The organism is Paenibacillus massiliensis subsp. panacisoli DSM 21345 (assembly GCF_000426545.1).
Taxonomy (GTDB): domain Bacteria; phylum Bacillota; class Bacilli; order Paenibacillales; family Paenibacillaceae; genus Paenibacillus; species Paenibacillus panacisoli.
The window spans coordinates 480,981-493,495 of sequence record NZ_AUFO01000001.1 but is presented as its reverse complement, the minus strand read 5'-3'; the positions used below and the strand labels follow the sequence as shown (position 1 = coordinate 493,495).

The 12,515-nt window shown below is 49.3% G+C and carries 12 protein-coding genes; all 12 read right to left on the bottom strand.

The window, feature by feature from the left end:
* Positions 1–132: 132 nt before the first annotated feature.
* Entirely contained in the window at positions 133–936 is an 804-nt protein-coding gene (gene spo0A, locus K331_RS0102150) for a sporulation transcription factor Spo0A (protein ID WP_018886368.1), read from the bottom strand.
* A gap of 202 nt (positions 937–1,138) precedes the next feature.
* A complete protein-coding gene (spoIVB, locus tag K331_RS0102145) occupies positions 1,139–2,320 on the bottom strand; it encodes a SpoIVB peptidase (RefSeq protein WP_028588994.1) in 1,182 nt (393 codons plus the stop codon).
* Between the two features lie 98 nt (positions 2,321–2,418).
* Positions 2,419–4,158, bottom strand: a complete 1,740-nt coding sequence (gene recN, locus K331_RS0102140) for a DNA repair protein RecN (RefSeq protein WP_028588993.1) — start codon at positions 4,156–4,158, stop codon at positions 2,419–2,421.
* Positions 4,159–4,180: 22 nt separating this feature from the next.
* Positions 4,181–4,630, bottom strand: coding sequence for a transcriptional regulator AhrC/ArgR (gene ahrC / locus K331_RS0102135; protein ID WP_028588992.1), 450 nt, complete (start codon positions 4,628–4,630; stop codon positions 4,181–4,183).
* Positions 4,631–4,656: 26 nt separating this feature from the next.
* Entirely contained in the window at positions 4,657–5,136 is a 480-nt protein-coding gene (locus tag K331_RS0102130; RefSeq protein ID WP_018886372.1) for a hypothetical protein, read from the bottom strand.
* A gap of 377 nt (positions 5,137–5,513) precedes the next feature.
* Complete coding sequence (locus tag K331_RS0102125) at positions 5,514–6,443, bottom strand: TlyA family RNA methyltransferase (RefSeq protein ID WP_028588991.1); 930 nt, start codon at positions 6,441–6,443, stop codon at positions 5,514–5,516.
* A 19-nt stretch (positions 6,444–6,462) separates the two neighbouring features.
* On the bottom strand, positions 6,463–8,361 hold the full coding sequence (dxs, locus tag K331_RS0102120) for a 1-deoxy-D-xylulose-5-phosphate synthase (protein WP_028588990.1): 1,899 nt from the start codon (positions 8,359–8,361) through the stop codon (positions 6,463–6,465).
* A 137-nt stretch (positions 8,362–8,498) separates the two neighbouring features.
* Complete coding sequence (locus K331_RS0102115) at positions 8,499–9,404, bottom strand: polyprenyl synthetase family protein (RefSeq protein WP_028588989.1); 906 nt, start codon at positions 9,402–9,404, stop codon at positions 8,499–8,501.
* The gene (xseB, locus tag K331_RS0102110) at positions 9,401–9,658 is read right to left on the bottom strand and encodes an exodeoxyribonuclease VII small subunit (protein ID WP_028588988.1); all 258 of its coding nucleotides are present in this window, start codon (positions 9,656–9,658) and stop codon (positions 9,401–9,403) included. Before xseB ends, K331_RS0102115 begins: the two co-directional genes overlap by 4 nt.
* The gene (gene xseA, locus K331_RS0102105; RefSeq protein ID WP_028588987.1) at positions 9,636–11,012 is read right to left on the bottom strand and encodes an exodeoxyribonuclease VII large subunit; all 1,377 of its coding nucleotides are present in this window, start codon (positions 11,010–11,012) and stop codon (positions 9,636–9,638) included. Before xseA ends, xseB begins: the two co-directional genes overlap by 23 nt.
* Before the next feature lie 10 nt (positions 11,013–11,022).
* On the bottom strand, positions 11,023–11,880 hold the full coding sequence (gene folD, locus K331_RS0102100) for a bifunctional methylenetetrahydrofolate dehydrogenase/methenyltetrahydrofolate cyclohydrolase FolD (protein ID WP_028588986.1): 858 nt from the start codon (positions 11,878–11,880) through the stop codon (positions 11,023–11,025).
* 146 nt (positions 11,881–12,026) lie between these two features.
* On the bottom strand, positions 12,027–12,479 hold the full coding sequence (gene nusB, locus K331_RS0102095; RefSeq protein ID WP_018886379.1) for a transcription antitermination factor NusB: 453 nt from the start codon (positions 12,477–12,479) through the stop codon (positions 12,027–12,029).
* Positions 12,480–12,515: the final 36 nt, after the last annotated feature.

The following is a 12,515-nucleotide window of genomic DNA, read 5'->3' as shown; positions in this document are numbered from 1 at the left end:
AATGATGCTTAGACATTCTAACCATCATTGACGGGTTCTATTGTTCTTTAGATGAGCAAAAGCTCAAATTAAAAGAAAAAGCTCAAAAGACCGAATTGTATATCTTAATGTTATGCGTTGAAGCTAATCCTTTCAGCTCACTTTATGCTCAATTCTCAGTTTGTCAGCAACCATCGCGATGAATTCACTGTTCGTAGGTTTGGACTTGCTGATGTTGATGGTGTAGCCAAATAGGTGGCTGATGGAGTCGATGTTCCCACGTGTCCAGGCTACTTCAATGGCATGGCGGATGGCGCGTTCAACGCGGCTTGGCGTTGTTTTGAACTTCTCTGCAATGGCTGGATACAAGGTCTTCGTGATGGCACCTAGGATCTCAATGTTGTTATACACCATCGTGATCGCTTCACGTAGATACTGATATCCTTTAATATGCGCAGGTACGCCGATTTCATGTATGATGGAGGTGATACTGGCATCCAAATTTTTGGTTTTGCCCATGGGAACCACATTCGATTTTAGATTGGAGATCGAAGCTGAAGCCGAGCTAACGGATTGCAGACCCACCAGCTGTCTAACACGGTTCGCCAGTACCTCCATATCGAATGGCTTGAGGATATAATAAGATGCTCCCAGTTGAACAGCACGCTGCGTAATGTTTTCCTGTCCAAAAGCTGTCAGCATGATAATTTTGGGCTGAGGAGAAAGATTCATCTCACGCAAGCGTTCCAAGACACCAAGTCCATCCAGATGAGGCATGATAATATCCAGAATCAGCACATCAGGAACCTTATGCAGCTCCTCAATACGCTGGAGCACTTCTTCACCATTAAAGGCGATACCCGTTACTTCCATATCTTCTTGATCCGATATATATTCAGCAAGCAAATTCGTGAACTCCCGGTTGTCATCAGCCAACAGCACTTCGATTTTTTGCAATGTGCTTCCTCCTTTATTCTCTGACAGGAATTTGGGTTATCATGTATTTTTCTTCGGAGTATATAGTTTCGACATTAGTTATTGAATTCCTTCTGTCGAAAATTATTTTTATTTATTTTTTTCGCTAGTTGTTTTATAATAAATAATTTATTTGAAATTTCGATCTTATCTGTAGCATTTCGACAAAAAAAATCTTAAGGCATCAGCTCGCCTTAAGATTTTTGAGTGCTCCTTGCTTGTGAGTAACTACGCCTGCGTCCTGTAGCATCCATTCGATGAAGCATCCATAACCGGACTTAGGATCATTCACGAATACATGAGTCACAGCCCCAATGAGCTTGCCATTCTGGATAATAGGACTACCGCTCATTCCCTGTACAATGCCACCAGTCTTTGCAATGAGATTGGAGTCAACAATTCGAACTACCAGACCCTTAGTTGCTGGTGAGCCTTGACTGGCTACATGAACGATTTCTGCCTTGAAGCGCTGAATGGACTGACCGTCTACAACCGTCAATATTTCAGCTGGACCTTCCTTTACTTCCTCTGCCCAACCTACCGGTATGGGTTGCTTATACAGGCTATGCTCAGGCTGAAGTGCCATTTTACCAAATATGCCGAATTGCGTATTACGTTCAATCGTACCCAAGACCTTATTATTCTTCATAAAATGAGCTCGTTTTTCGCCTGGCTCTCCATTTTGGCTCTTGGAGATGGAGGTTACATTCGATTGTACAATTTGACCACTACCTACGACAATTGGAGTCTGTGTATTCATGTCTGTGATGACATGGCCAAGTGCCCCATAAACACCGTGATCAGGAGCAAAAAATGTCAGCGTTCCTACCCCTGCTGCAGAATCCCTGATATACAAACCTAGGCGCCATGCCTTGTCCTCACGGTCATAAGCCGGCATCAGTTTGGTCTGTATACGTTCACTGCCACGTTGCAAAGTGATTTGAAGCGGGATATGCTGCTTTCCAGCCTGCTCTACTGCCTGAGATACCAACATCAGATTATCTGGAACTGTACCATTAATACGTGTGATCCGATCTCCAAGTCGGATGCCCGCAGCTTCACCGGGAGATAATGGCTCTTTATCGCCTTTGACCAGATGATGTCCTACGACCAGGATGCCGTCAGATTTTACCTTGACACCAATTGTTTGTCCGCCAGGATACACCTTTAGCTCTGGCAGTCGGCTTAGCTCGGCTCTCCCACTGGAATGTTGTAATAATAATTTCGGAATGGTCCCCCACGTACTCGCACTATGAGAACTTGCTGTGGCAGATGCAGTACCGTGCTGGGACATGAGGATACCCACCATACATAATAGCAGGACAAGCAAAAGACCGGGCAGGTTGTTCCTGGAGTTGAAATTCAATGGCTGTCACGCTCCCTTTGCTTCTTTCGCTTGACGAGAAAAGGTCGTCGCCAATTGCGTACCTATAAGGTAACCTCGCCCCCAGGCTTTTATTACTGTCAATCATTGTCCCGGTGCCTGTTTTCCTCCTTTTTGGCTGCAGCCAAATTGAGCATTTCTTGCGCATGATGTAAGGTTTTTTCAGTGATCTCGACACCGCCCAGCATTCGGGCCAACTCCTTGACTCTGCCCTGCTCAGACAGCTCCTCTACATGCGTCATGGTGCGATTATCGGATATGTTCTTCTCGATTAAATACTGACTGTCAGCCATGCAAGCCACCTGCGGCAAATGTGTGATGGAGAACACCTGACAGATCGAAGACAGACGGAACAGCTTTTCCGCAATGGACTGTGCCGCTCTTCCGCTGACTCCGGTATCAACTTCGTCGAAGATTAGCACTGGCACTTGATCGTGCCGAGCAAATATACTCTTCAGCGCCAACATAATTCTGGACATCTCGCCACCAGAAGCAATCTTGCTGAGCGGACGCATCGGCTCACCCGGATTAGCCGAGATCAGGAACTCTGCATTATCAGTTCCCTGCTTGGTTGGACGCAATCTTCGTCCATTCCATTCATAGCCTCTCGGGTCCTCCATAGGCTCAATGCGTACTTGCAGAGATGTTCGTCCCATTTGCAGATCCTTGAGCTCTTGCTCGACCTGTGCCGCTAATTCTCCAGCAATCATCTTTCTGGCCTGTGTAAGTTCATCAGCAGTGCTTAATAGCTCATATAGCAATTCGTCGCGACGCTTAGTTAGCTGGTCCAGCCGCTCATCTTTGTTTTCCAGCGTATCTGTCTCCTGCTCAATTTGCTGGTAATATTGCAATATATGCTCAACACTTTCGCCGTACTTACGCTTTAGTCCCATAATCATATTCAGTCGCTGTTCGATCTCCTGCAGTCGAATTGGATTGAATTCAATATTCTCCTGGTATGACCGTAGCTGAAAGGCTGCATCCTCCAGTTGGTAAAAAGCAGATTGAATCTGCTCCGCAATGGGCGCCAATTCCTTGCTGTCATACGAAGCAATATCCTGTATCATGATGGCTGCATGACTTGCCGCGTCTAATCCACGACTATGCAATAGATCGTACGCTCCTGCCACGGCTCCCATCATTTTCTCACTATGAGATAGCTTGACCCGTTCTTCGGTTAATAATTCATCCTCCCCAGATTGTAGCTGAGCTGCAGCAATCTCCTCCAGTTGAAAACGATACATATCAAGTAATTGAAATGACTTCTGGCTAGAAGCCTGCAGCTCCCTAAGCTCCCTCTCCGCCTGTACAAAGGACTGATATTGCTGTCTATAGCGCTGCTTCACGGGTCCGATGGTTGGTTCTCCGTATGTATCCAGCAGCGCCAGATGGCTGTCAGGCCGCAGCAGATTCTGGTGCTCATGTTGACCATGAATATTCACCAGTTGCTCGCCGACTTCACGAAGCATGCTCAGATTCACCATTTGTCCGTTAATCCGAGATGTACTCTTGCCCTGGACAGTAACTTCCCTTCTTATAAGCAGATGCTCCTCGGGGGTGCCCTGTATACCAAGATGCTCGAGTGTATGCCAGACCGGATGATTGGAGGGCAGCTCGAACAGGGCCTCCATCTCCGCCTTCTCACAGCCGAAGCGAACCAGATCTGCAGTCGCCCGCCCGCCTGCGATTAAGGCTAGAGCATCTATAATAATGGATTTACCTGCGCCGGTCTCTCCGGTAAGGACATGAAAGCCTTGGTGAAAATGAACATCTACCGATTCAACAACAGCCAAATTACGTATGGACAATAATACCAGCAAAGTCTAGTCCTCCTCTAGCGTGTCAGGAAATATAAGCCATAATCTGTTCCCGGACAGTTACACTATTCTCATCTGTACGGCAAATGATCAAAATCGTATCATCGCCGCTAATCGTTCCCATGACCTCAGGCCATTCGATATTATCCAGCAGAGCTGCAATCGAATTTGCTGTACCCGGCAAGCATTTCATGACGATCAGATTCCCCGTAATATCAATATGCAGGAAGTTATCTACCAAGGCCCGCTTCAGCTTATGCACAGGATTGTAGCGCTGGTCCGTCGGAAGCGAGTATTTATACCTGCCATCATCCATGGGAATTTTGATGAGCAGCAGTTCCTTGATATCTCTAGATACTGTTGCCTGCGTTACCTGAAATCCTGAAGCACGCAACGCATCCACCAGCTCGTCCTGTGTCTCAATCTCTTGATTCGTAATAATCTCTCGGATCTTGATATGTCGTTGGCCTTTCATATAATTCCTCCCGTGTTCATTCTGTTCTACTCCGTATCATACATGTCCAGGTCATGGTCCTCCGCAAGGACTATTCGCTTGATGCTTTCCTGATCTGTATCGACATACAGGATTCCCGCACAGCTGGGATAGATCAGCATGAGCGATAGATACTTATCCCTCATCTCTGGTCCGCTCCATTCCATCGGCTGCTTGCGTCTTGAGGTCTTAACCATATATGTGTCATCATCCATTACAGCTATGTAATCCATATATAGCCGACTGTGCACCGTCTCCTTGTCGATAAGAAAAGCGAGCGGAATCCTCATCTTACCGCCTACCACTTCATAACCAGCCTTCTCCAGTATATCGACTGCAGGCCCGGGCTGAATCTCGTTATTAAGGGGAATCGCTTCCATCTGGCGTCGTCGTGGCTGCTCCAGCCAGTATCTCAGTCCAACATAGCCCCAGATCAGTAAGCCTGCTGCTATGCACACCATGAGTATTGAATCATAACCCGTGTCCATTCGACTGTATCCACCTTTTCAGCTTAGTTAGCAGTCGTGCTTGCTCATCTTAGTTGCCAATCTGCGACCTCGTCCAAGCGCTTCTGTTCAAGCTATGTCCAGATGTGATAGAGAATATGTAATCGCATGACATCATTGGTATAATTATTCACCATTATGCACTGCGTTTTCTACCATATCCCTATACGGATGACTTTCTTACTAATCTAGCTGCCCACCTAGTATTCATTCTAGGCAGTTCGTCCGAATTCCTTGTTCTCTTGATTCATATTATAAGCGAACATGCGTTCTTTTATCAACCACTAAACTGTATTGCTTTTTTCTTTACAAAAAAAGAGCTCTCAAGAGCCCAGAACGAGAACCCTTGAGAACCCTTGTTACTTCGTGCGCGAACCACTTGCCTGAAAAGTCTCACTAGCTTGCCGGATAACCTGGTCAATCAGTTCCTTCCGGTCATGAACTGCAGTATTCTGAATAATTGCTTCATCATTTTCTGCAATCGTGTCAACATTCGTACCAGAAGCAGCGTGGATCCCCGAACCCTCACCCTCCGTCGTATCCTCCTGCTCCAATCTCCAATGAGCAAGGAATTCGATGTTACCTTCGCCGCCAGTAATCGGTGAGAAAGTAAGACCTTGAAGTGATAATCCAAGCTCAGAAGCATAGTTCAGAATCGTTGTCAGAACCTCGCGGTGCGTCGCTGAATCACGTACGACACCGGATTTTCCAACCTTCTCTCTGCCCGCCTCGAATTGTGGCTTGATGAGGGCCGCAATATCCGCGGGGCGCTTCAGCAGGTTCATTAGCGGAGGAAGTATGATTTTTAAGGAGATAAACGAGACATCAATACTCGCAAAATCAGGAGTGGGGCCCGTCAAATCCTGCGGCTGTGTATATCGGAAATTCGTTCGTTCCATGACGCAGACCTGCTCATGATTGCGCAATGACCAATCCAACTGATTGTATCCAACGTCAATGGCGTACACATAGGATGCGCCGTGCTGAAGTGCGCAATCCGTGAAGCCACCAGTAGATGAACCGATATCCAGCATCACTCTTCCATCCATTTGAAGCTGGAACTCCCGAATCGCCTTCTCCAGCTTCAATCCCCCACGACTGACGTATGGGTGCACTGCACCCTTTACCTTCAGCTCACTATCACGCGGAACCTTCATTCCTGCCTTCTCGATCCGTTCTCCTCCAGCCAGCACAAGCCCGGCCATAATTGCCGCCTTCGCTTTCTCACGGCTGTCATAGAAGCCTTGCTCAACTAACAGAATATCTATTCGTTCTTTAGGAACTGACATATTTAACCCCTATTCTTGCTTATACTGACTGCCCGTAGCCGAAGGTCTGGGTTGTAGCAAGGGAGCGTATTTCTGAACATACTGACTCTACTGTAAGTCCTGCTTCAGCCCTTTGCTCCTTGATGGAGCCATGCTCAACAAAGCAATCCGGTATGCCCAGCAAACGAATATGCATATCGAAGCTTGCCTGTCTTGCATAGAATTCCAGCACAGCGCTTCCCAGACTACCCGCTTCAGACGCTTCTTCGAGAACTACCAGCTTCGTTCCCTGGCGGGCAAGCTCCAGTAGAAGCTCCTCGTCCAGCGGCTTGAAGAAGCGGGCATTAATAATATGCACCTGTAGACCCTCACGCTTGAGGATATCTGCAGCTTCCGTCGCAACCTGCAGCATCGGTCCTGCGGCGATAATTGCATAACCTTCGCCTTGCCGCAGATACTCCCATGAACCGATTGGAATCGCCTTTAGCTCCTCATCCAGCGGGACGCCCAAGATATTGACACGAGGGTAGCGATATGCGATCGGTCCGTCATTGTAATCCAGGGCTGTCTTCATCATGTGACGCAGCTCATTTTCATCCTTCGGCATCATCATGACCAGATTCGGAATATGGCGCATGAAGGCCACGTCATAGACCCCGTGATGGGTCTCTCCGTCAGCACCGACGAAGCCTGCACGGTCAATCGCGAACATGACGTTGGCATTGTGCCGGCAAATGTCATGGACGATCTGATCGTAAGCGCGCTGCATGAAGGTAGAATACACCGCATAGACCGGCTTCATTCCCTCCATCGCCAGAGCTGCACACATCGTCGCAGCATGCTGCTCGGCAATTCCCACATCAATCATTCGGTCGGGAAACTCCTTCGAGAACGGCACCAGACCTGAACCGCCTGGCATTGCTGGCGTTACTGCGACAATGCGTTCATCCTGCTTCGCAAGCTCGATAAGTGTCTGACCAAATACCTCGGTATACATCGGGTTACCCACAGACTTAAGCACCTGACCAGACTCGATCTTGTAAGGCGAGATTCCATGCCATTTATGTGAATCTGCTTCCGCAGGCTTGTAGCCCTTGCCCTTAGTTGTCAGCACATGTACCAGCACAGGGCCATTCACATTATCCGCTTGGTGGAAGGTCTCAATGAGCTTGGGCAGATCATGACCATCTACCGGACCTAGATAAGTGAAGCCCAGCTCCTCGAACAACACACCTGGTACCATCATGTATTTCAGACTATCCTTGACCCGTCCAGCGGACTTGGCGAGCTTGCCCCCGATCGCTGGAATACGCTTCAATAATAGCTCCAGCTCATCCTTCGCTCTTAGATAATGCCGGTCAGATCGAATCTTGCTCAAATAATTATGCATAGCCCCGACATTCGGAGCAATGGACATCTCATTATCGTTAAGAATGACCATGAGCTTCTTGCCTTCGTGACCAATATGATTCAGGGCCTCGAAGGCCATCCCCCCTGTCAAGGCTCCATCGCCAATGACAGCTATGACCTTGTTGTCCTCGCCCTTAAGGTCACGGGCCAACGCCATCCCCATCGCAGCAGACAGGGAAGTACTGCTATGGCCAGCCTCCCATACATCATGCTCACTTTCATTTCGCTTGACGAAGCCACACAATCCCCCATGCTGGCGAAGGGTATCAAAACGGTCCATACGCCCCGTCAGTATCTTATGCACATAAGCTTGATGCCCGACATCATAGATCATTTTGTCCTGTGGACTGTCATAGCAATAATGCAGGGCGACCGTGAGCTCAACCACTCCCAGGTTCGATGCCAAGTGCCCTCCGGTGACAGACAGCTTCTCCACCAAAAATGTCCGGATTTCCTCCGAGAGAGAAGCTAACTCATCAACAGACAATGATTTCAAATCGCTTGGTTGCTTTATGTGTGGAAGCAGCACGCGAATCTCCCCGCTTTCCTTCAAGTAGTCGAATCTGTTAATGTTGCCTGATGTAATACATAATCCATATTATATCACACAAAAATGTGCGACTCTAACAGCCACGACTCACGCTTGAGGCTATTCACTCCCCAAGCTTAATGATCGCGCTTCATCAGATAGTCCGCAAGCTCCAGCAGGCGCGTCGGATCTGGGATGCCAGCCTCCACAATCGCTGTCTTGGCAGAGTGCGTAAGTCGCTCGACTTCCTCAGCCGAGGCGTCCAGCCCAATAAAGTAAGGATAAGTTACCTTTTGCTGCTTTACATCGCTTTGTGTTGATTTGCCCAGCTTGTCCGTGCTTCCGGTCAGATCCAGGATATCATCCTGGATCTGGAAGGCCAAGCCGATATCACGCCCGAACGTTCGCAGCGCTTCCAGCTGTCGGTCATTCGCACCACCTATTCGCCCACCCGCGAGTAAAGAGAAGATAATCAGATCCGCCGTCTTATGCAGATGAATGTACTGAAGCTCTTCAAGGCTTGTAATACCTTGATCACCAGACATATCTGCTACCTGACCGCCGACCATGCCACGAGCTCCGGCCATTTCTGACAGCTCCTCTACGATCGCGAGCAGCACATCAGCCGATACGCCAGCTTGTCTGCCTGCCTGAATAATGCAGTAGAATGCATGTGTAAGCAAGGCGTCACCAGCCAGAATAGCAGCAGCCTCTCCATATACCTTATGGTTCGTAGGCTTGCCACGGCGCAGATCATCATCATCCATGGCAGGAAGATCATCGTGAATCAGCGAATAGGTGTGAACAACCTCCACAGCACAGGCTACTGGCATAGCAGCCTCCTGACTACCTCCAAAAGCTTCTGCTGCGGCTAATACCAGCACTGGACGCAAGCGTTTGCCGCCAGCCATTACGGAATAATGCATGGCTTCCTTGAGCAAGACAGGAATGTCCCAATGTGCAGGGAAAATATGCGGCAATGCGCCTTCGACCGCCTCTGCGGCCTGCTGTAAATAATGCTTAAAGGACAGCTGCGTACTCAAAGATTCTCACCCTCGCCCTCTTCGATGTTCCCACCGAACGGCTTTCTGCGCAGCTCGCCGTCCTCCTCTACGATCATTTCAATCTTGCGCTCGACCTGCTCCAGCTTGGTACTGCACACTTGAGATAATTTCATGCCCTGCTGAAAGAGCTCAATCGCCTGCTCCAACGGCACATCTCCGTGTTCAAGTCTTCCGACAATATCCTCTAAGGCGGCCATCGCCTCTTCAAATTTAAGCTCCGTTTCCTTCGCCACTGCTCTTCGCGTCCTCCTTCATTCCCCAGACCTGGCAGTCGAGCTGCCCGTCGCTCAGCTTAATTTTTACCATGTCTCCTGGTTGCACATCGGTAAGTGACTTGATGAGTGTACGTTCTTCCTCGTCATACACCAGACTATAACCCCGGCCCATGACCTTGAGCGGGCTCAAGGCATCAAGATGGCGGATATGGGCCCCCAGTCTGGCTGTCTGCTCCTTGGTTCCGGAACGAATGGCCTGCTCCAGTTGGCGACGCAGACTATCTAGCTGCCGTCTTGCTCCCTGCACCTGCTCGCGAGGGTTATGCCGCTCCAGCGCATGCCTCAGACGCGCATTTTGCTCTACATGAAGTCTCGCACGTCCTTGAACCGCACGACGTAGGCGTTCACGCAGACCATCGATACGCTCAGCATGCTGTAACATATATCTGCGCGGGAATACCAGCACAGGCGAACGCTGCAGTCGCTGCAACCGTTCACGCTCAGACCTCGCTCGGCGCTGCACTGCCGTATTCATCCGTGACACGAACTGACGCACTTGATCAGATAGCTCACGAATGTCAGGTACAGCCAGCTCTGCTGCTGCTGTAGGTGTAGCAGCCCGTAGATCTGCCGTAAAATCAGCTATCGTAAAATCCGTCTCATGTCCTACCGCAGAAATGACAGGAATTGTTGAGCTATAGATTGCCCGAGCTACGATCTCCTCGTTGAATGCCCACAGCTCCTCAAGTGATCCACCTCCGCGTCCCACAATCATGACATCGGCTTCAGCCAGTCGATTCACCGTCTCAATCGCCTTCACAATGGATGGGGCCGCTCCCTTGCCCTGCACCAGAACAGGGTACAGATGCACCTCTGCCTGTGGATATCTGCGACGAAGTGTAATCAGAATATCACGTACTGCTGCTCCAGTAGGTGAGGTCACAACAGCAATAACAGCCGGAATACGTGGCAGAGGACGCTTTCTCTCAGGGGCAAATAGCCCTTCCTCCTGCAGCTTCTTCTTCAGCTGCTCATAGGCAAGATACAGACTACCAATTCCGTCCGGCTGCATATGCGTTGCGTAGAACTGATACTGCCCGTCACGCTCATAGACCGATACGTTACCGCGAGCGATGACCCGGGCACCTTCCTTCGGCACGAACGGCAGACGCTGATTGTGAGAAGCGAACATGATCGACTTGATGCGACTGCTCTCATCCTTCAGCGTAAAGTACATATGACCGCTGGAGTGGTGGGTAAAGTTGGATATCTCCCCGCGAATCCACACATCGGACAGCATGGAATCGGACTCCAGCTTCATGCGTATATATCGATTCAGATCCTTGATCGAGAAGATTTTCTGCTCTCCCATAGTCAGCCCCTTATTTCAGGCCGCTTGCACGACGAGCCGCAATCAGGGTGTTCTGCATCAGCATGGTAATCGTCATAGGACCTACTCCACCTGGTACTGGGGTAATTGGACCAGATATCTCTTGTACGCTCTCGAAGTCAACATCGCCAGCAAGCTTGCCATTATCCAGGCGATTCACGCCCACATCAATGACAACCGCACCGGGCTTCACGAAGCTCGCATCGACGAATTTGGGACGACCGATCGCAACGACGAGAATATCCGCCTGCTTGCAAAGCTCCTTCATATTAGCTGTGCGGGAATGGCACATCGTAACAGTGGCATTCTCACGCTGGAGCAGCAGAGATACTGGCTTACCGACGATATTACTGCGTCCGATGACAACTGCATGCTTGCCAGCACAATCAATACCTGCACGTTTGATTAGCTCAATGACCCCTGCCGGTGTACACGGCAACAGACTATCATCCCCAATGACCAGATTACCGACATTGATTGGGTGGAAGCCGTCGACATCCTTTTCCACAGCGATTGCATTAATGACCGCCTTCTCATCCATATGGGCAGGCAGCGGCAGTTGCACGAGAATCCCATGAACTTCCTGCTTGGCATTCAGCTCAGCGACCAGTGACAATAAATCCTCCTGGCTTGTCTCAGCTGGAAGACGATGAACCTCCGAATGATATCCCAAATCTAGACAGGTCTTCTCTTTGCTACGGACATAGACCTGGGAAGCAGGGTCTTCTCCGACGAGCACTACAGCCAACCCCGGTTGCACGCCTTGCTCCTTCAGCTTTGCTGTTTCTTTGGCGATATCGCCAAGAATCTCCTGAGATACTTGTTTGCCATTAATAATCGGTGCTGCCATGGTGTACACTCTCCCTCGCAAGATATCATCTGATTGTAAATAGGATACTCTTGAATGCTTGAATGCCCGTTTATTCGTGCTCAAATTAATGCGTGTAGCTCTATTGGTCTACCTTGTACCTTGATTACGTGATGACCATCCAACCATTAAGATCTTCTGCTTTTAAGCTGCTCCAGCTCTTGAATAATACGACCCAGGACTCCATTAACGAACTTTCCGGATTCCTCGGTGCCGAAATGCTTGGACAATTCAATGGCCTCATTGACCGCTACTTTGGCAGGCACATCATCCATAAAGACCATCTCATAAGCCGCCAATCTGAGAATCTGACGATCCACACGAGACAGACGGCTAACCTGCCAGCCCTTCAGGTATTCGGCCAACAGCTCATCAAGCGCCTTACGGTGCTCCCATGCGCCTTCGACCAGCTTCTGTACATAATCACGCAGCTTCGCTGTATCGCTTAGAACCACCTCGGACTCATTGTCCGCTGCAGCTTCCTGTAGTAGCATTTCGATGGCCTCTGCGGCGCTTACTTCGTTCATTTCCATATGGTACATGCTCTGTACCGTCAATTCCCTTGCCAATCGTCTCTTCATACATTGCCTCCTGAGCATCTGCTCTTGCATTGATAT

Coding starts and splice junctions, on each gene's coding strand:
- ahrC (WP_028588992.1), bottom strand. CDS start 4,630: ATGAAAGGCCAACGACATATCAAGATCCGAGAGATTATTACGAATCAA.
- K331_RS0102130 (WP_018886372.1), bottom strand. CDS start 5,136: ATGGACACGGGTTATGATTCAATACTCATGGTGTGCATAGCAGCAGGC.
- K331_RS0102125 (WP_028588991.1), bottom strand. CDS start 6,443: ATGTCAGTTCCTAAAGAACGAATAGATATTCTGTTAGTTGAGCAAGGC.
- xseA (WP_028588987.1), bottom strand. CDS start 11,012: ATGGGAGAGCAGAAAATCTTCTCGATCAAGGATCTGAATCGATATATA.
- folD (WP_028588986.1), bottom strand. CDS start 11,880: ATGGCAGCACCGATTATTAATGGCAAACAAGTATCTCAGGAGATTCTT.
- nusB (WP_018886379.1), bottom strand. CDS start 12,479: ATGAAGAGACGATTGGCAAGGGAATTGACGGTACAGAGCATGTACCAT.